Source organism: Klebsiella sp. PL-2018, assembly GCF_019048985.1.
In the GTDB taxonomy this organism is placed as follows: Bacteria; Pseudomonadota; Gammaproteobacteria; order Enterobacterales; family Enterobacteriaceae; genus Klebsiella; species Klebsiella michiganensis.
Genome location: NZ_CP077673.1, coordinates 5,675,954 through 5,694,634, shown reverse-complemented (window position 1 = coordinate 5,694,634; position 18,681 = coordinate 5,675,954). Strand labels below are relative to the sequence as shown.

The 18,681-nt window shown below is 57.2% G+C and carries 19 protein-coding genes and 1 pseudogene; 6 read left to right on the top strand and 14 right to left on the bottom strand.

Annotated features, from left to right (window positions below):
- Positions 1 to 127: 127 nt before the first annotated feature.
- A complete protein-coding gene (gene dut, locus MKleb_RS26870; RefSeq protein WP_004855506.1) occupies positions 128 to 586 on the bottom strand; it encodes a dUTP diphosphatase in 459 nt (152 codons plus the stop codon).
- Positions 564 to 1,776, bottom strand: a pseudogene (gene coaBC, locus MKleb_RS26865) (bifunctional phosphopantothenoylcysteine decarboxylase/phosphopantothenate--cysteine ligase CoaBC). The gene dut and the pseudogene coaBC overlap by 23 nt, the downstream one beginning before the upstream one ends.
- Positions 1,777 to 1,951: 175 nt before the next feature.
- Here coaBC and radC point away from each other — a divergent pair.
- From radC to mutM, 4 genes are all read left to right on the top strand, one after another.
- Complete coding sequence (gene radC, locus MKleb_RS26860) at positions 1,952 to 2,617, top strand: RadC family protein (protein ID WP_004126657.1); 666 nt, start codon at positions 1,952 to 1,954, stop codon at positions 2,615 to 2,617.
- A gap of 216 nt (positions 2,618 to 2,833) precedes the next feature.
- Positions 2,834 to 3,070, top strand: coding sequence for a 50S ribosomal protein L28 (rpmB, locus tag MKleb_RS26855; RefSeq protein ID WP_002436699.1), 237 nt, complete (start codon positions 2,834 to 2,836; stop codon positions 3,068 to 3,070).
- Positions 3,071 to 3,090: 20 nt separating this feature from the next.
- Positions 3,091 to 3,258 carry a 50S ribosomal protein L33 gene (gene rpmG / locus MKleb_RS26850; RefSeq protein WP_003024094.1) on the top strand — a complete coding sequence of 56 codons (168 nt, stop codon included), beginning with the start codon at positions 3,091 to 3,093 and terminating at the stop codon, positions 3,256 to 3,258.
- A gap of 199 nt (positions 3,259 to 3,457) precedes the next feature.
- Positions 3,458 to 4,267 (top strand): bifunctional DNA-formamidopyrimidine glycosylase/DNA-(apurinic or apyrimidinic site) lyase, encoded by an 810-nt coding sequence (mutM, locus tag MKleb_RS26845; protein WP_025107820.1) that lies wholly within the window; start codon positions 3,458 to 3,460, stop codon positions 4,265 to 4,267.
- Positions 4,268 to 4,390: 123 nt separating this feature from the next.
- On the opposite strand, the gene coaD is transcribed toward mutM, so the two are convergent.
- The 7 genes from coaD to rfaQ form a co-directional block, all read right to left on the bottom strand.
- Positions 4,391 to 4,867: a pantetheine-phosphate adenylyltransferase gene (coaD, locus tag MKleb_RS26840; RefSeq protein WP_025107819.1), complete on the bottom strand. Its 477-nt coding sequence runs from the start codon at positions 4,865 to 4,867 to the stop codon at positions 4,391 to 4,393.
- Complete coding sequence (locus tag MKleb_RS26835; RefSeq protein ID WP_025107818.1) at positions 4,864 to 5,640, bottom strand: glycosyltransferase family 2 protein; 777 nt, start codon at positions 5,638 to 5,640, stop codon at positions 4,864 to 4,866. Before MKleb_RS26835 ends, coaD begins: the two co-directional genes overlap by 4 nt.
- Positions 5,640 to 6,914, bottom strand: a complete 1,275-nt coding sequence (gene waaA / locus MKleb_RS26830) for a lipid IV(A) 3-deoxy-D-manno-octulosonic acid transferase (protein ID WP_014227249.1) — start codon at positions 6,912 to 6,914, stop codon at positions 5,640 to 5,642. Before waaA ends, MKleb_RS26835 begins: the two co-directional genes overlap by 1 nt.
- A 92-nt stretch (positions 6,915 to 7,006) precedes the next feature.
- Positions 7,007 to 7,996, bottom strand: coding sequence for a glycosyltransferase (locus MKleb_RS26825; RefSeq protein WP_014839791.1), 990 nt, complete (start codon positions 7,994 to 7,996; stop codon positions 7,007 to 7,009).
- A 30-nt stretch (positions 7,997 to 8,026) separates the two neighbouring features.
- Positions 8,027 to 9,121 (bottom strand): glycosyltransferase, encoded by a 1,095-nt coding sequence (locus MKleb_RS26820; RefSeq protein ID WP_025107817.1) that lies wholly within the window; start codon positions 9,119 to 9,121, stop codon positions 8,027 to 8,029.
- Between the two features lie 2 nt (positions 9,122 to 9,123).
- The gene (locus tag MKleb_RS26815; protein WP_025107816.1) at positions 9,124 to 10,251 is read right to left on the bottom strand and encodes a glycosyltransferase family 4 protein; all 1,128 of its coding nucleotides are present in this window, start codon (positions 10,249 to 10,251) and stop codon (positions 9,124 to 9,126) included.
- Positions 10,248 to 11,324: a putative lipopolysaccharide heptosyltransferase III gene (gene rfaQ, locus MKleb_RS26810; RefSeq protein ID WP_025107815.1), complete on the bottom strand. Its 1,077-nt coding sequence runs from the start codon at positions 11,322 to 11,324 to the stop codon at positions 10,248 to 10,250. Before rfaQ ends, MKleb_RS26815 begins: the two co-directional genes overlap by 4 nt.
- A gap of 111 nt (positions 11,325 to 11,435) precedes the next feature.
- Here rfaQ and MKleb_RS26805 point away from each other — a divergent pair, with 111 nt between their 5' ends.
- Together MKleb_RS26805 and MKleb_RS26800 are read left to right on the top strand one after the other, a co-directional pair.
- Positions 11,436 to 12,398: a polysaccharide deacetylase family protein gene (locus MKleb_RS26805; RefSeq protein ID WP_004855488.1), complete on the top strand. Its 963-nt coding sequence runs from the start codon at positions 11,436 to 11,438 to the stop codon at positions 12,396 to 12,398.
- Positions 12,399 to 12,419: 21 nt separating this feature from the next.
- Positions 12,420 to 13,502, top strand: coding sequence for a glycosyltransferase family 9 protein (locus tag MKleb_RS26800; protein WP_025107814.1), 1,083 nt, complete (start codon positions 12,420 to 12,422; stop codon positions 13,500 to 13,502).
- A 26-nt stretch (positions 13,503 to 13,528) separates the two neighbouring features.
- Here MKleb_RS26800 and MKleb_RS26795 read toward each other — a convergent pair whose 3' ends face one another.
- From MKleb_RS26795 to rfaD, 5 genes are all read right to left on the bottom strand, one after another.
- Positions 13,529 to 14,695, bottom strand: coding sequence for an O-antigen ligase family protein (locus MKleb_RS26795; protein WP_025107813.1), 1,167 nt, complete (start codon positions 14,693 to 14,695; stop codon positions 13,529 to 13,531).
- Positions 14,673 to 15,581, bottom strand: coding sequence for a sugar glycosyltransferase (locus MKleb_RS26790; RefSeq protein ID WP_025107812.1), 909 nt, complete (start codon positions 15,579 to 15,581; stop codon positions 14,673 to 14,675). Before MKleb_RS26790 ends, MKleb_RS26795 begins: the two co-directional genes overlap by 23 nt.
- Positions 15,581 to 16,552, bottom strand: coding sequence for a lipopolysaccharide heptosyltransferase RfaC (gene rfaC / locus MKleb_RS26785; RefSeq protein WP_025107811.1), 972 nt, complete (start codon positions 16,550 to 16,552; stop codon positions 15,581 to 15,583). The genes MKleb_RS26790 and rfaC overlap by 1 nt, the downstream gene beginning before the upstream one ends.
- Before the next feature lie 3 nt (positions 16,553 to 16,555).
- Positions 16,556 to 17,614 (bottom strand): ADP-heptose--LPS heptosyltransferase RfaF, encoded by a 1,059-nt coding sequence (gene rfaF / locus MKleb_RS26780; protein ID WP_014227240.1) that lies wholly within the window; start codon positions 17,612 to 17,614, stop codon positions 16,556 to 16,558.
- A gap of 115 nt (positions 17,615 to 17,729) precedes the next feature.
- Positions 17,730 to 18,674: an ADP-glyceromanno-heptose 6-epimerase gene (gene rfaD, locus MKleb_RS26775; RefSeq protein ID WP_014227239.1), complete on the bottom strand. Its 945-nt coding sequence runs from the start codon at positions 18,672 to 18,674 to the stop codon at positions 17,730 to 17,732.
- Positions 18,675 to 18,681: the final 7 nt, after the last annotated feature.

Genomic DNA, 18,681 nt, shown 5'->3' with positions numbered 1-18,681 from the left:
GCGACCGCAAGCTGTTGCCTGCGGTGATGTTATTGCATTAGTGCGCTTTGCGATGCTGGTTCCACTTCATCCTTCAGGCAGCCCTTTTGCCGGCAGCGCCCCGAAAGAGTTTTGTCTATCGCCGGGCTTATTGACGCCCTGAGTGACCGAAGCCGCCTTCGCCGCGATCGGTGGCGTCAAAATCTTCCACCAGGTTAAATTCTGCCTGCACAACGGGCACAAACACCATTTGCGCGATACGCTCGCCGGGTTCGATGCTGAAGCTCTGCTGGCTGCGGTTCCAGACGGAAACCATCAGCTGGCCCTGATAGTCAGAATCAATCAGACCGACCAGGTTACCCAATACGACGCCGTGCTTATGGCCCAGTCCGGAGCGCGGGAGAATCACCGCCGCCAGAGAGGGATCGGCAATGTGAATCGCCAGACCGGTTGGCACGAGGGTCGTTGCGCCAGGAGCCAGCTCTACGGCGTCATCGAGACAGGCTCGCAGGTCAAGTCCGGCGGAGCCGGAGGTGGCATAGGTCGGCAGCGGAAATTGCTGACCAACACGCGGGTCCAGAATCTTAACGTCGATTTTTTTCATCATAACGGGTAACGATCTCGTCGAGTAATAATTGGCCCAGGAGTTCCTTGCGCTCAAGTGGTAAGCGCTTATCTCCCTCCTGCCAGAAAAGGTGTAATGCATTGCTGTCGCTGTTAAATCCCTGATTTGGCTGAGAAACATCATTGGCGCAAATCAGATCAAGATTTTTGCGGGCTCGCTTTTGCCGTGCGTATTCTTCCACATTATTTGTTTCGGCGGCAAACCCAACGACGTAAGGGCGGTTGGCCTTAAGCGCGGCGACCCCTGCGACGATATCCGGATTTTTAACCATTTTCAGGGTTAATTCATCACCTTGTTTTTTTGATTTTTTCTTCGGCGATGGCGACCGCACGGTAGTCAGCGACCGCCGCACAGCCAATAAAAATATGCTGCTGAGGCGCGCTGTTTTGCACCGCGGCTTCCATTTCCAGCGCGGTGGTGACATCAATTCTGTGTACAAACGGCGGCGTAGGCAGCGAAACCGGGCCGCTCACCAGCGTGACGTTAGCCCCGCGGCGCGCGGCGGCGGCGGCAATCGCGAAGCCCATCTTACCAGAACTGTGATTGGTGATATAACGCACCGGATCCAGCGGCTCGCGGGTGGGGCCCGCGGTAATCATGATGTTCAGATGTTGCAAATCTTTGACAGGCGAGAAATGCTGCGCGGCCATATCCACAATGGTCAGCGGGTCCAGCATCCGCCCCGGGCCAACATCGCCGCAGGCCTGGCTGCCGCTGTCCGGGCCCCAGACCAGCAGACCGCGGGCGGCAATGACGTCCAGATTATGCTGGGTGGCGGCGGCGCGATACATCTGCTGATTCATGGCGGGCACGACGGCGACCGGCGACGGCGTAGCGAGACAAATCGTCGAAACGAGATCGTTGGCCATCCCTGCCGCGACGCGAGCGATTAGGTCGGCGGTGGCGGGGGCAAGAATGACCAGGTCGGCCCATTTCCCCAGCTCAATATGGCCCATCGCCGCTTCGGCGGCCGGGTCGAGCAGGCTGTCGGAAACCGGATAACCGGATACCGCCTGTAGACTTAATGGCGTAATGAAGGCTTTTGCGGCTTCCGTCATGGCGACGCGGACATCCGCGCCGCGGTCACGCAGGCGGCGCACCAGTTCCGGCGTTTTATAGGCAGCAATGCCGCCGCTCACGCCAAGAACGATCTTTTTACCAGCCAGACTCATCATGATTTTTTCCTGTTGCGGTACACCAGAATTCGCGCATCTTATCACAATCCTGACGGCATCGTGTGCCTCGCGCAGATACACTTTGCGAGGCGCTACGCAGGGATAAAACTTGCGTCTCGGCGGCGCAAAAAGGCTGTGCCAGGATAGCGCGCAGTGGGAAGGAGATGCCGCGATGGAAATACAAGAATCCCTCATGCCGAGGGAAAAGATGCAGCGCTACGGTATCGAAGTTTTGTCGGATATTGAGCTGTTGGCGCTATTTTTACGTACCGGTACCCGCACGCAGGACGTGATGACATTTTCGCGGGAGCTGCTACAGCGTTTTGGCTCGCTGTACGGCCTGCTATCGGCGGAGGAGTCGCAGTTTGCAGAGGTGGAAGGCATTGGTCTGGCGAAATATGCGCAGCTAAAAGGGATTGCTGAACTGGCGCGACGCTATTTTAGCCTGCGAATGACGGAAGAACCCTCGCTGGTTACCCCGTCGATGACGCGGGAATTTCTGCAAAGCCAGCTGGCCGACGAAGAGCGTGAGATCTTCATGGTGATCTTTTTAGATAATCAGAACCGGGTATTGAAACATAGCCGCCTTTTTTCTGGTACTCTTAGCCACGTTGAGGTGCATCCGCGAGAAATCGTACGCGAAGCCATCAAAGTGAACGCCGCCGCGGTGATCCTGGCACATAATCATCCATCCGGTAGTCCTGAGCCGAGCAAGGCCGACAGGTTGATTACCGAAAGAGTGATAAAATGTTGTCGATTCATGGATATACGTGTGCTGGATCACCTTGTTATTGGCCGCGGAGCGTACGTATCTTTTGCTGAACGCGGCTGGATTTAGCCCCGATCGCGCGATCCATCGGGATCTTTGTCTGTTCGGGACTTGAGCACATCGCCGAGTCAGCGTATACTACGCCACCTTTGAGAATCTCGGGTTTGGCATTTGGGCCTGGCAATCGAGAGTTCGCTTAGAACTGCGATGACCGGGCTGTAAAGCCTGACGAGGCGCCAATACCCCATACGAAGCTCGAGCTAATTTGATTTTTGGAGAATAGACATGTCCCGAGTCTGCCAAGTTACTGGCAAGCGTCCGGTGACCGGTAACAACCGTTCCCACGCACTGAACGCGACTAAACGCCGTTTCCTGCCGAACCTGCACTCTCACCGTTTCTGGGTTGAGAGCGAGAAGCGTTTTGTCACCCTGCGCGTATCTGCTAAAGGTATGCGTGTTATTGATAAGAAAGGCATCGATACAGTTCTGTCCGAACTGCGTGCCCGTGGCGAAAAGTACTAAGTACTTAGAGGAAATAAGTCATGGCTAAAGGTATTCGTGAGAAAATCAAGCTGGTTTCTTCTGCTGGTACTGGTCACTTCTATACCACCACGAAGAACAAACGTACTAAGCCGGAAAAACTGGAACTGAAAAAGTTCGATCCAGTTGTCCGTCAGCACGTTTTATACAAAGAAGCTAAAATCAAATAATTTTAGATTCCTTGTAAAGAAAAACCCCGCCTCGGCGGGGTTTTTTGTTATCAAGACTACGCTACCGTCTACACCGTTGGCGCTGGCGAACGTTTACCCCCTGCGCCAGGCGGAAGAGCATGCTGAACAATAATTGCCCTGAACCTCGTCGCTGAACGCGGTAAGATAGTGCATCCTGCCGTTTTTGTTCGAGAAAAGAATGCCTGAATTACCTGAAGTAGAAACCAGCCGCCGCGGCATTGAGCCGCACCTGGTGGGAGCCACCATCCTGCACGCCGTTGTGCGCAACGGGCGCCTGCGCTGGCCCGTTTCTGAAGAGATCTATCGTCTGAGCGACGTTCCGGTGCTCAGCGTACGCCGCCGCGCTAAATATCTGCTGCTGGAACTGCCCGACGGCTGGATTATCGTCCACCTTGGGATGTCGGGAAGCCTGCGTATCCTGAGCGAAGAGCTGCCCGCGGAAAAACACGATCACGTGGACCTGGTGATGAGTAACGGCAAGGTGCTGCGCTATACCGACCCGCGTCGTTTTGGCGCCTGGCTGTGGACCAAAACGCTGGAGGGGCATCCGGTGCTGGCGCATCTGGGGCCGGAGCCGCTGAGCGATGAGTTCAACGCCGATTATCTGCAGGCGAAGTGCGCGAAGAAAAAAACCGCGATTAAGCCCTGGCTAATGGATAACAAGCTGGTGGTCGGGGTGGGCAATATCTACGCCAGCGAATCGCTCTTTTCGGCGGGCATTCACCCCGACAGGCTGGCTTCTTCGCTGTCGCGCGAGGAGTGCGAGCAGCTGGTGAAAGTGATTAAGCTGGTCCTGCTGCGATCCATCGAACAGGGCGGGACGACGCTGAAAGATTTCCTGCAAAGCGACGGTAAACCGGGCTACTTTGCCCAGGAGCTGCAGGTGTATGGCCGTAAGGGCGAGCCGTGCCGCATTTGCGGGACGCCGGTTATCGGCAGTAAACACGCCCAGCGGGCGACGTTTTATTGTCGCCAGTGCCAGAAGTAAAGTGCGGGTGTTGCCGTGAACCCGGCTTGCGCTGCGCTTAGCCGGGCTACAGGGCTGCGCTTGGTCCGGTAGCCCGGACAGATGCGCAGCATCGCCTGCGGGAAGAGCCCCGATGGCGCAGGATTACAGCTTCCTCAGCAGCGCCTGGTGAACGTTTGCCGGCAGAAAGTGAGAGACATCGCCCTGGTGGCGCGCCACTTCTTTCACCAGCGAAGAGGAGATAAACGACCACTCTTTGCACGGCATCAGAAACACGCTCTCCAGCGTCGGCATCAAATGACGGTTCATATGCGCCAGCTGCATCTCATATTCAAAATCCGCCACCGCCCGCAGGCCGCGAATTAAAATATTCGCCTGCTGCGCGCGGGCAAAATTGGCCATTAAATCGCTGAAGCCAATAACCTCAACGTTGACCAGATGCGCCGTTGCCTGGGTGGCCAGCGCGATGCGCTCGTCGAGAGTGAACATCGGCTTTTTGCTCGGGCTGGCGGCGATAGCCAGCAGCACCTTATCGAACATGCTGGCCGCGCGGGTGACGATATCGATATGGCCGTTGGTGATAGGGTCGAAGGTTCCCGGATAGATCGCTTTTGTGCTCATAATGACACTTTCTCCGAGTGGCCGCGGCTCAGGGCCCACAGCTCGGTGTATTTATTAAACGTGTATTGCGCGTTGACCACCGCCAGCAGCCAACCTTGTTTCCCATCCAGAATGCCCCCGCGCAGCAGCAGCGTTTTCACAAAGGCGCCCAGCGTATGGCCGAAGATAGCGGCCAGCGAGGTCTTTTTGCCTCTCTGATGGCGCTCCTGCGCCCAGGCGGCGGCGTAGGCCAGCTGCTTTTGCTGAAAGCCGGAGAAATCACGGCAGGTCAGATGCAGCAGGTCGCCCGCGAGTTCGATAACCCGCGCGCCCTGGGCGTCGAGAGATTCGTGGACCAGATTATCGTTATAGCGGTAACGGTCGCGTTCGTACAGGCGCATCACGCGGTCGGGGTACCAGCCGCTGTGGCGCATAAAGCGGCCAAGGAAATAGTTGCGCCGGGCGATGCTGTATATCGCGCCGGTTTGCGGCGCGGCCAGCACGCTGCGGATAGACTGCGCAAGCTCCGGAGTGACGCGCTCGTCGGTATCGATCATCAGCACGTAGTCGCCGGTGGCGTAGGCCTGGGCGCGCTGGCGCTGAATACCGTAGCCCTGCCAGTCGCGATCGACATGCACCTGAACGCCCTGGCTGCGGGCGAGTTCGACGGTGTTGTCGCTGCTGCCGGAATCCAGCAGCACTATCTCATCGGCCCAGCTTACCGACGCCAGACAATCAGGCAGCAGATCCGCCGCGTTTTTGGCGATCATCACGACCGAGAGTCGAGGCGACATTAGTGGCTCCGCTGCGGCAGATAGGGTTGCAATAACTGTAGCAGACGGGAGAGCGCGCCCTGGTTTTGGTGCAGAACTTCCACCGCATGGCGACCGTACCACAGACGGTAATCTTCATCGGTCAGCAGGTTAGACACCTGCGTTACCAGCGAGTCGGCGTCAGTGACGGTAATCAGTCCATCGTCCTGCTGCAGCTTGGCGCAGATATCTTTGAAGTTGAACGTGTGCGGACCCATCAGTACCGGTATCGCATGGGCGGCGGGCTCCAGCGGGTTATGGCCGCCGCGCTCCACCAGGCTACCGCCGACAAACGCGAGGTCGGCAATACCGTACAGCAGCATCAGCTCGCCCATGGTATCGCCAATCACCACCTGGGTACTGTTCGACGGGATTTCGCCGGTGCTGCGCAGGGTGTAGCTCATTCCCGCTTTCTGTACCATCTCGCGGGCGTCGCCGAAGCGCTCCGGATGGCGCGGGACAAGGATCAGCAGCAGGTTGGGGAAACGCTCCAGCAGCTGCTTATGCGCCTGAAGAATAATTTGTTCTTCGCCGTCGTGGGTGCTGGTGGCAATCCATACCTGGCGGTGCGGCGCCCACTGGCGGCGCAGGGTGATGGCGCGAGCCGCCAGCTCCGGCGTGACCGAAATATCAAACTTCAGGCTGCCGGTGACCGCCAGCTGATTGCGTTTCAGGCCAAGAGCGATAAAGCGGCTGGCGTCTTCTTCATTCTGCGCGGCGATAAGGGTAATGCGGCTCAGCAGCCGACGCATAAATTTCCCCAGTTTGGCATAGCCTTTCGCCGAGCGTTCGGAGAGGCGGGCGTTGGCGATTACCAGCGGGATTTTACGCTTGTGCAGCGTGGCGACCATGTTCGGCCACAGTTCGGTTTCCATGACGATAACCAGCTTCGGCTGAACGGTATTGAAGAAGCGGTTCATCGCGCCGGGCAGATCGTAAGGCAGATAGACGTGATGCACGTCTTTGCCGAAAGCGGACATAGCGCGTTCAGAGCCGGTTGGCGTCATGGTGGTGACGGTGATCGGCAGATAGGGGTAACGGTGGCGTAGCGCGCGCACCAGCGGAATTGCCGCCAGCGTTTCACCTACGGAAACGGAATGCAGCAGGATGCCACCCGGTTCTACCTTGTTCTGGCAGAAGCCATAACGTTCCTTCCAGCGTTTACGATAGGCAGGGGCCTTACGGCTGCGTAACAGCAGTCGCAGCCACACCAGCGGCTGAATGAGGTAAAGTAGGGCGGTATAAAGCAATTCCAAGCGATTTATCCGTATTTATGTTTTTGCGGGCAAATTCTAAGCATTTAACCCGCGTAAAGCTATCTCTTTGGCGGAAACTAAGGGATTCTGTATTAAGCCGCGTCGCGATAGCGCTTGATGCGCAGATAGCGGCGTCCAAGACGCCAGCGTAGACGGAACGTACGGGCGTTTTTCCAGATCAGGCGCCAGATACCGCGGTCAAAGAACTCTTTAATGATAATATGCTTTTTTGACTCATCTTTCATGCTATCGAAGGTATGAATAATTCCCAGCCCCTCTTTGGCGATCTGCCAGCGGCAGGCGGAAATATCGCGAACCTTGTCCGGATAGCGCTGGTTGATGGCGTCCAGCATCTCAAGAATCTTCATATAGTGGCGCGCTGAACGCATCAGCGTGTCGTCGTTGTCCGGCTTATGCGACACCGATTCCGAGTGAATATAGTAATCGTAGAACTGTTCGCTGGTGTACTGCACGCGTTCTGCCGCCAGCAGCACTTCGGTGGTCCAGGGAATATCCTGATGGCGCAGGCCAGGCTCAAAGTGGAAGCGGTGGCTCGCGATAAACTCCCGGCGGTAGATATTCAGCCAGGTGACATGCAGGAACTTACGAGAATCCAGCGCCTGCTTTAACCAGACGTGGCCGGGCAAAACGCCGGTCGACTGCAGCCGGTCCAGCGGAAAAATAGGATGGATATCTTTTTTCGTCTCGTAGACGTAGCGGCCGTTGCAGGTGGCGACGTCTAGATTGCCCTTTTCCGCCATCTCCAGAAGCGTACGGTACATGCCCGGGTAAAGCTTATCGTCGATATCCGGGAAGGTCAGGTACTTACCCGTCGCCGCGGCGAGGCCGGTATTGCGCGCCACCGACACGCCCTGGTTTTCCTGCTCCAGCACGAGCACGTTTTGCAGGCGGTCTTTCCACTGGTCGATAACCGCAAGGCTGTCGTCCGTCGACCCGTCGTTCACCAGGATCAGTTCATAGCTTTCCAGCTGCTGTTGCTCAAGGCACTCAAAGAATTGCGCAAGGAATTTTTCGCCGTTATAGACGGCGGCTACGATGCTTAGTAAAGGCGTTTGACTCATAACTCATTCGATCCTGGTTGAATAACGGCGTCAGGCGCTGCGCAGCTGACGATACTGCTGACAAATCGATGCCACGCTGAACTTCTCCAGCGCCGCTGCGTCGATGGCCGGCGGGCTATAGTAAATGCTTTGCATCGTCTCAGCCAGCGCCGGGCTGTTGAGATCCGCCAGGCCACGCGACAGCTCGCCGGTGAGGATCTCGGTCACGCCGCCCGGGCAGCGGGTGCTGGCGACCGGCGTATCCAGCAGCAGCGCCTCAACCACCACGTTGCCAAAGCCTTCGCTATCGGAGCTGAGGACCAGCATCCGCGCGCCTTTAATCCACGGCAGCGGGTTTTTCTGGAAGCCCTTAAACAGGACGCGATCGGCAACCTGTAGCTGCTGCGCCAGCTGGCGCAGGCGCTGTTCTTGTTCCGGTTTTCCCTGCCCCAGCAGCACCAGCGGCGCATCGATACCGCTTTGCGCATAGGCCTCAATCAGGCGGTCGTGGCGTTTACCGGGATGAAAGCGGCCCACGTGGATAATATAGTCGCCGTCGGGGCGCTGGCTGGGCTCTTCAGCCGCGGCGCGCAGAGCGGGGATATCAAACGGGTTATAGATGGTTTTCAACTGGGCCGGGCGAATAGCGAACTGCTCGACCAGGTCTTGACCTACCGCATCGGAGACGGCGACGACGTTGCGTCCCTGGTAAACGCGCCCGATTTTCTGCTGTTTCAGCCAGCGGTCAAAACCGCTGCGGTGTCCGAGATAGGACGCGGAGAACACGCCGTGCAGGCAAAACCAGACGTTGCGCCCGTTCAGCAGGCGGCTGCGGGAGACAATGCGGTCGGTTTTATGCAGATTCGAGAGCACCAGATCGAAACGGCCCTGCTGTTCTGCCTTCTCGATTGCCGCATCAAGCTGGCGCGCGCGCCGGGACAGCTCCGTCAGCTTGCGCCACGGCTTGCGGCAGCGATCGGCGATGACCTGATAATCCAGCCCTTCCGGCAGCGGATAATCGCAGACGTCGCGCAGGGAAAAAAGTGATACCTGTTCACCCTGGCTAAGAAAATGCGCTGCCAGCGTTAGCACGACTTTTTCCGCGCCGCCGCCGGGCAGGCCGTCGATAACAAACAGTATGCGCATCGTTATTTCACCAAATCCTGATAGAGGGAGAGCAGCTGCGCCGAGAGACGTTCGCTGGTGCAGGTCATGATGCGCTCGCGGGCGCGTTCGCCTTGCGCAGAGCCTAACGCCCGGGCGGGAAGGGCGCTAACCGACTCCTGCAGGGCCGGGATATCCAGCGCATCGCAAACGTAGCCATTGCTGCCCTGAACAATAAACTCCGCGCCGCCGCAGCCGGTAGTCGTAATCACCGGCAGGCCGCAGGCCATCGCTTCGAGAATGACGTTGGGAAACGGATCGTACAGCGTCGGCAGCAGCAGGCCGTCGGCCATCTGATAGAACGGCAGGGTTTCCGACTGCATGCCGAAGAAGCGCACCCGCTCCTCGCAGTTCAGCGTTTTCGCCAGCTGCTGATAGCGGCCCTGCTCTTTATCTTTGCCCACCACCAGCAGGTAGCGGTTGGTCGGCGCGATGGCGCGGATCGCCGCATCCAGCCCCTTGCGCTCAAAGCCGGAGCCGACGTAGATCAGGCAGGTCGCCTGGATCGGCAGATTCCATTTAGCGCGCAGCGCGACAAAGGCTTCTTCCGTCGGCGGCAGAAAACGCTGGTTATCAATGGCGTTATAGATGACGTGGATTTTTTCCGCCGGCAGGCCGAAGTCTTCAATAATCTCGCGTTTAATCATCTCCGCGTTGCAGATAACGCCGCGCAGGTGCGAGTCCTGGTACATGTTGCGCTCGGCCTGCATCACATAGCGATGGTAGCGGTCGGCAAACAGCAGACGGCTTTTCCAGCCGGGCAAAATGCGCGAGCGCTGCTGCAGCCAGCGGCGGTGCACGCCGTCTCCGGCGCGGTACAGGTCGCAGCCGGGGATACGCTCGTGGCTTTGCACCAGATCGAAGGCTTCGCGCTGCCACAGCTGGCGGGCGGCGTCGGCAAATCCTCGCTCGCGGCTGATCCGCCCCCATTTGCGCGGATTGCAGATGTGGATGTTCCACTCGGGCTTCACCGGCCCCTGCCATTCGCGGGTGATGACGTTCAGTTCAAGATCGCTGTCGTCGAGGGCTTCCAGCGCGCGGGAGACAAAGCGCTCCGCGCCGCCGTCCGGGCGATACTTCTGGCGTACCAGAGCCAGCCTGAATTTACTCATGCCAGTACCTTTTTCGCCGCCGCGATAACCGCGTCGGTGGGGATTAAATCGAGAAAGCGTTCGTTGGTGTTGGTATCAATGTCGTCAGGATCGGGAATCGCTCCGAAATCACCCGCCCAAATCACCTCGCCCTGCGCCTGCCATGGACGCCAGAAGGTGAGCTTGGAGGGGCCGAATAGCGCCACCAGCGGCGTACCGAGCGCGGCGGCCATATGCATCGGCACGGAGTCGACGCCGATAAACAGGCGGGCATGGTCGATGACGGACGCCAGCTGGCGCAGGGTGAGCAGCCCGGCGAGGGAGTGCAGGCGAGCATTGGGGCAGCCCGCCATAATGGTGTCGATCATCTGCTTCTCTCTGGCGTCAGGGCCGGAGGTCAGCACGACCGGGTAGCCTGCTTCAGAAAGCGCGTTTATCAGGGCGCTCATCCGCCCTTCGCGCCAGCACTTAAAGAACCAGCGGGAGGTTGGCTGAATGACGATATAGTTATCCTGAAATCCTGCCGGCAGCAGCGCGCGGCTGGCGCGCCAGTCCTGCTCGCTGTAGCCCATCGTCGCCGGCGCGTCAGCAATATCCAGCCCAAGCGGCGCCAGAATCGACAGATTCTGCTGCACGGTATGCAGCTGGTTATGCCGCTCGGTTGAGGCGAGGGCGGTATGGCAAAAACGCCAGGCCGGGTGGCGACGCTTCGGAAAGTCAAAGCCGATACGGATGGCCGCCCCGGTCAGTTTGGTGATGATCGCGCTGGGCCACTGATCGGCAAGATTGAGCACCATATCGTAGCGCTGCTGGCGGAGCGTGCGAATCAGCCGCCACTCCATCTTCAGCTGATGGCCGGCGCCCTGTTTTTTCCAGCGCCGGTCAATGCCGTAAATGTGGCGGATATCCGTATTCGCTGCGAGCATATCCCGGGTTTCTTCATAAAGCAGCACATCCACGCTGGCGGCGGGATATTGCTGCTTAAGCGCGTGAATAAGCGGCGTTATCAATAACATATCGCCATGATGGCGAAGCTTAATAACCAGGATTCGCGCCGGGTTCACGCGGCCGGAAGTGCGGGTTTCAGGCGTCATTCTCTATTCTTCATTCAGGGGCAGGGCTCCGATTCTAGGGGATCAGATAGATTGAGAGAAGCCTTGTCTTGCTCTACCATGACCCGATACGTATGGCCTGAGGACGTTTTCGTGCACAAACCCGCATTTCTCATCACGATTGATACAGAGGGTGATAACCTCTGGCAAAAACATGACAGCATCACCACCGAGAATGCGCGCTATCTACCGCGTTTTCAGCAGCTTTGCGAAAAGTATGGTTTTAAACCGGTCTGGTTGACCAACTATGAAATGGCCATCGACCCGGTTTATATCGAATTTGCCAAAGATGCGATCGCCCGGGGAACCGCGGAAATCGGTATGCATCTCCACGCGTGGAACAGCCCGCCGACCGATCCGCTCACCGATGACGACTGGCGACATAAACCGTATTTGATCGAGTACAGCGATGCGGCGATGCGGGCAAAAGTCGACTATATGACCCGTCTGCTGGAGGACACCTTCCAGACCAAAATGGTCAGCCATCGCGCCGGGCGCTGGGCGTTTGACGAGCGCTACGCGCGTCTGCTGGTGGAGTATGGCTATCTGGTGGATTGCTCGGTTACCCCGAGGGTGAACTGGAAGACGGCGAAAGGCGCGCCGCAGGGCGACGGCGGTACCGATTACCGTCATTTCCCGCAGCACGCCTATTTTCTTGACGAGAATGATATCCGTCGTGAAGGGCAATCATCGCTGCTGGAAGTGCCGATGAGCATTCAGTACAAGCATTCCGCGTGGATGAATAGCCTGAAGCAGGGCTACGATCGCCTGCGCGGCAAAGTACGCTCGCCGTCGGTACACTGGCTGCGTCCGATGGGCGGCAACGTTGAGACGATGAAAAAAGTGGTCGAACAAACGTTGACTCAGGGTAATGACTACGTCGAATATATGCTCCACTCTTCAGAGTACATGCCCGGCGGCAGCCCAACGTTTAAAAACGAGCAGGATATCGAGCGCTTATATGCCGATCTGGACGCTTTTTTCAGCTGGCTGGCGCCGCAGGTGAAGGGAATGACGTTGGCGGAGTACTACCAACAGAAACTCACACAGCGATAAAAGATCACAACCAGGTACCGTATGCGTATCGTGAAGCAGTTTACGCGGAAGAAAAATGCCTTCTTCCGCGAAATTAAGTTTAATTTAATTAACTATCGTTACAGAAATAAAAGCGCACGCCAGCCCTTTAATTCCGCGAAGATTCAGCATGTTTTATTATTGCGCCTGGATGACAAAGTTGGGGATATGGTCGTAACGACCGGCTGCGCAAAGCTTTTAGCTGACCGGGGCTATAAGGTTTCGGTTCTTACCGGGCCGGTTTGTAAGCAGATGCTTGCCGGTGCGGATTTTCTTGAGCAGGTTTATTTATATCAGCCGCGGATGCCGTTAAACGCACTGCGTGCGGCAGGATTTGACGCGGTCGTTGATTTTGATGACGTGAAAACCTACGAGCGTTTTAAACTGCTGGCTGATTTACGCCCTGGCTGCGTTATCGGTTTTAATAAACAAGAATATAAGCTTTACGATCACTCCATCCCTTTTCTGGACAGCAGCAGCCATATTTCCGCGCGCTATAAAGCCGTCGCCAGGCTATTTGGTATAGAACACCCTCATTACCACTATCATCTGCCCGGCGATGCTTTTGAGCGGGAAAGAGTCAAAACACTGCTGGCTCAGCACAAGGGGAGTCAGCTCTGTATTGCCATAAACCCGTTTACCGCCTCAACGGATAAAGACTTTTGCCGTCATCAGGTTTCTGCTCTGATTGAACGCTTATATACGCTCCCTTATAAAATCAGCGTCGTGATGGTCGGGCATAGCGAGAAAATTCGTCAGCTTAATCTGGAAACGGCGCTGCATCTGCCAGATAGCAATATTAATTCAGCGGTTGAGATTGTTCGCCACTGCGATCTGGTGATTACGGCGGATACCGCCATCGTGCATATTGCTCGCGCGTTCGACAAGCCCATGGTGGCGGTTTACAACAAACGTAAACTCAAAGATACCGGTTTGCCGGGCTATACCATTTGGGCGCCGGGTTATGACAAGGCCAGACAAATTGTCTGCGAAGAGACTAACGTCGCCGACATGACCATTGACGCGGTCTGGCCGGTCATCAAAGCGCAGGTGGATGCCCTGATCGCCGCTCGCCAGCAGGCATAAAAAAGGGCCCGCTGCGGGCCCTTCTCTTAGCGTTTCGCCTTCAGGCTGCCGCTCAGCGCGATGCCCAGCGGCAGCCAAAACAGCGGCCAGCTTTCGCGAGGGTTGCTGATGATAAACATGCCCTGCGAGGCCATAAAAATCAGCGCATAGATAAAAATCGCCAGCCCGTAGCGGCCATCCTGCTGTTTACGCCATGCATGCCATAACCCTCCGGCAATCACCGCCAGCAGCAGCGCCAGGCCGATTATGCCGCCTTTCAACAGAGCACCAAGATAGACGCTGTGGGTGGTAGTGATATGCTCGCCGCTGTAGTTGGTAAAGTTCAGCTCGTAGTCAAAGCCCCGACCCAGCCACGGCTGGCTGGCCACTTCCTGTACCGTATGGTGCCAGATACTCAAGCGCAATCCGCTTTGGGTGCCCAGCTCTTCAAAGCGCGCCAGCAGCAGGTCTCCCGTTGGCGTAAAGAAGAAAAGCGCGCCCAGAACCAACGCTAACGCGGCGACAATCAGAAGGTTGCGGCGGGTAAAGACGTGCAGGTGCAGGGTGCAAATAAACGCCACCAGCAGCGCGATAATCGGGCCGCGGCTTTGGGTCAGAAACAGCATCACCAGCATGATGGCCATCGGCACATACAGCAGGTGGCTGCCTTTCTCCTTCAGCAGCATCGCGCAAATAAGGATGCCGATACCGCAATAGCCCGCCAGGTCGATCACGTTGGTCGGGCCGGGATTCTCCGGCGAAACCAGGCGTTCCTTGAGGACCAGCGTGAAGTCGATCGCCATCGTCCAGACGGAGAGCACCGTGATCCCGGCCACGACGCTCAGCAGCGCCAGATGTCGGGTCCGGGGATGGCCAAGTAGCGTTGTCAGCAGCAGAAGATAGAAAATTAAATAGGTGCCATGGGTCAGAGGGGAATCGATATGCTGCGGCGTCTGCCCCCAAATATTGCTCAGCGCATAGTACACGCAGAATACCACCAGCAGGCTATAAACCGGCCACCGCTGGCGGATGCTTTCCGCTATTGCCTGACGGTTGTCTTTGTTAAGCAGTGAAAGCAAAAAGAGCAAAATAGATAAATGAAGGAGGTTATTTGTCCGGGTTGATACGCAGAAAATAGCGCTAAAAAACAGAAACAAAGTGAAGAAAACGGTGTAGCCCTGTCTGGCGTAATTACTTATTTTTAAAGTACTCATCAAAAGAAACCTTTTCGAAAATCGTTTCCGGAACCGCGCTTTCTAACGAGAAGTTGACGACCCGAATATGGTTTTGTTGCAGCACGTTGGCAGCGTGCGAAAAGGACGGCATGACCAGGTCATCCACCTTATTTGCCAGCCAGGAGGGGAGTTTATCCTGTTCCGTTTCGTAGAATCGCGGCTGGTTGAAATTACTCATATCCAGCCCGCTTATCAGAATGGTTTTAAATCCCAGCCACATCAGAATTTGCAGTGCCCAGTAGACCACGGTTCCGGCATCGAAAATGCCGTGACGAATGTCGGTGCTAAAGCAAATATCCTGCCTTTGCGGATGAAAGCGTAGCGCGGGGACGCCGCGCCAGGCCTGCTGTATCGCGTTTTTGGCGACTTTAGGCTGATAAATTTTATAACAGGCGTCTTCAATTAATGCCAAACGACAGCGAAGCTCTGCGCCGTGGCGGTCGAGGATTTTGGCGATACCGTGCATGGTGGTGAAGAGCACAATGTCAGCCTGGCTAATCACCGAATGGATCACGTCCGGTTTTTTATCGTAAAACTCCATATCCACGATGGTATAGAGCGAAAATTTAATTTTATCAGAGAGATGCCAGGCGCCGTTCACCCCCATCACCGGAATACTTTTCGGCAGCAGCGTAAAATCGATGCGGCGCGTAGAGGGGCCGGTGGCGGTCAGCAGCACCTCGCCCTGAGCGCTATCCTTCAGTTCGCTGAGATTGACCAGCGGAACCGCTTTCCCTTTGTATTTCAGGGTGCGGATTTCGCCGCTCGCCGCGCGCGTGATATGGGTAAACGGCCAGAGATTTTCGTTATGGCGAAAGGCGCGTCGATGCGTGTAGCGATAGATCTGCTTAAATAATGAACCCATTAAGCCAGTTCCTGAGATTTCAACAGTTGCCGAACCCGGGACGCGGGAATATCGCCCGTGCTGCTGCCGCTTTCCGGGCGCACCACGTGCTGATTTTTACCGTAGCCGCCAATCAGCCCCGGATCGGTCGGGCCGTACAGCGTGAAGTTCGGTTTATCGAGCGCGGCGGTGAGATGGCTCAGCCCCGTGTCGACGGAAACGACCCCGCGCGCGCCGGCCAGCACCTGGGCTACCTGCTCCAGGCTCATGCGCGGCAGGACGTCGACAAAATCGTGCCCTTCCGCCAGGCGTCCGGCCCGCGCCTCTTCATGGGGGGCGCCCCACGGCAGTTTGATGCGTACGCCGCTGTCGGCAAGCAGGGCGATAAGCGCCCGCCAGTTCTCTTCCGGCCAGTGTTTATCATCGCGCGTCGTGGCGTGGAGGAACACCAGATACGGCGCAGCGGACGGGTCAGCCTGACGCAAAAAATGGCGGGCGATCGCGTAGTCGCCCTGGGTTTCCGGCTTCGCGTAGCCGAGGCTTTTCGCGAACAGCTCGCGGGTGCGCTCAACGGCGTGCTGCTGTTTAGCGATATGGTGACGACGGTTGTAAAACAGGCTCGCCAGCGGCTCGCGGGCGGTCTGCCAGTCCATACCGTGCTTCACGCCGCGGGCCAGTCGGGTGACCAGAGCGGCGCTCTTCACCAGCCCCTGGGCATCGATGATAGCGTCGTACTTTTCCGCGCGCACGGCCTCGCGGAACGCCTTGCGCTCGGCTTTGATCGGCGCGGAAAACCACGCCTTGCGCCAGCGGCGAATCGCCACCGGGATGACCCGGTCGACGCTCTCATGCCAGGAAGGGATCTGCGCGAAGCCTTCTTCAACCACCCAGTCGAAACGAATGCCGGGAAAGGCCAGCGCGGCGTCGCTCAGCGCGGGCAGCGTGTGCAGCACGTCGCCCATGGACGAGGTTTTTACGATCAGTACCCGCATCCGTCAGGCTTCCTCTTGTTCCGTTTTTTCCAGCAGCAGGTCGTTTAATTCTTCCAGTACGCGCTGCGGCGTAATGTCGATCAAACTCTGATGATAGCCTTCGGCGGCGTCGCCTTTACGCACTTTGTGGTAGCCGCTGATCAGGCGGATCACGCGCGCTTTGTGCGATAGCGGTGGAGTGAAGTCCGGGCTGCTGGGCCCGTAGAGCGCCACCAGCGGACGGTCCAGCGCCGCGGCGACGTGCATCAGGCCGGAATCGTTGCTGACCACCGCTTTACAGGCGGCGATCAGAATAACGGCCTGCTCAAGCTGGGTTTCGCCGGCCAGATTGCGGCACCATGCCTGCTGTTCGGTCGTGAGCGCGGCGAGGATTTCATTGCCCGCTTCGTGGTCTTTCGCGGAGCCAAACAGTACGATCTGAAAGCCTTCGTCGATCAGCTGTTTCGCCAGCTCGGCGTAGTGATAGTGCGGCCAGCGTTTTGCCGGGCCGAACTCTGCGCCGGGGCAGAAGCCGATAATCGGGCGCTCGGCTGAGAGATTAAACGCGCTGCAGGCCTGCGATTTTTCGCCTTCATGCACCTGCAGCTGCGGCCAGAGAAGCGGCTGCGGCAGATCTTTCGCGCAGCGCATCACGCCTTTGTCGTAGGCCAGACCGACGTAGCGTTCGACCATCAGCGGCCAGGCGTCTTTATCCAGCTTACGGGCGTCGTTCAGCAGGCCGTAGCGCATTTCGCCGAGCCAGCCTGTGCGATGCGGTATTCCCGCAAAGAACGGCACGAGGGCCGATTTAAACGAGTTGGGCAGCACGAAAGCGCGATCGTAGCGACGTTCGCGCAGGCTGTGCCCAAGCTTACGCCGTTCACCGATTTCCAGTGCGCCGTGGCCGAGCGGCATCGGGATCGCTTCGTTGACTTCCGGCATGCGCGATAGCAGCGGACGGCACCATGCGGGCGCCATCACGTCGATTATCGCCTGGGGATAGCGCGCCCTGAGCGTACGGTAAAGACTTTGCGACATCATCATGTCGCCCACCCATGACGGGCCAACCACCAATATTTTCATTCATTCCATCCTTCAAGCTGTCTCTGCGTTGGCTGCCTGCGTTCCCTCCGGTCACTGACTTTAGTCAGCTCCCGGAGAATCACTGAGTTGCCGCCTTGATACCGCTCGAATGATTTTATGAATTCGCATGATTGTCGCGATTGAGCCAGGCCATATATTCCGTTACGCCTTCGGCAACGGTCTTAAACGGTTTATCGTAGCCCGCTGCGCGCAGGTTAGTCAGATCCGCCTGGGTAAACGCCTGATAGCGGCCTTTGAGTTTATCCGGGAATGGAATGTACTCGATGCTGCCTTTCTGGTGATAAGCCAGCGTTGCGTCTGCAACGGCCTGGAAAGACTCCGCGCGCCCGGTGCCGAGGTTAAAGATGCCGGAAACGCCGTTTTCCCAGAACCACAGGTTCACCGCCGCGACGTCGCCGACGTAGACGAAGTCGCGCTTGAAGCCGTCGCTGCCTTCGAACAATTTCGGACTTTCGCCATTATTCAGCTGGGTGTTCAGATGGAAAGCGACGCTGGCCATGCTGCCTTTATGGCCTTCGCGCGGCCCGTAGACGTTGAAATAGCGGAAGCCGACAATCTGCGAGTTCGCTTCCGGCAGGATCTGACGGACGTATTCATCAAACAGAAACTTGGAGTAGCCGTAAACGTTGAGCGGCTGCTCGTATTCGCGGGATTCAATAAAGTCGCTGGTGCGGCCGCCGTAGGTCGCTGCGGAAGAGGCGTACAGGAACGGGATTTCACGCTCCAGACAGTAGTGCAGTACCTCTTTGGAATACTGATAGTTGTTATCCATCATGTACTTGCCGTCCCACTCCGTGGTGGAAGAGCAGGCGCCTTCATGGAAAATAGCGTCGATATCGCCGAACTCTTCGCCCGCCATAATCTGGATCAGAAAGTCTTCTTTATCCATGTAGTCGGCAATGTTCAAATCCACCAGATTGATGAATTTGGTCCCGTCTTTCAGATTATCTACGACCAGAATGTCGGTAATACCCTGGTCATTCAGCGCCTTAACGATATTGCTGCCGATAAAGCCTGCGCCGCCGGTAACGATGATCATAACTGTA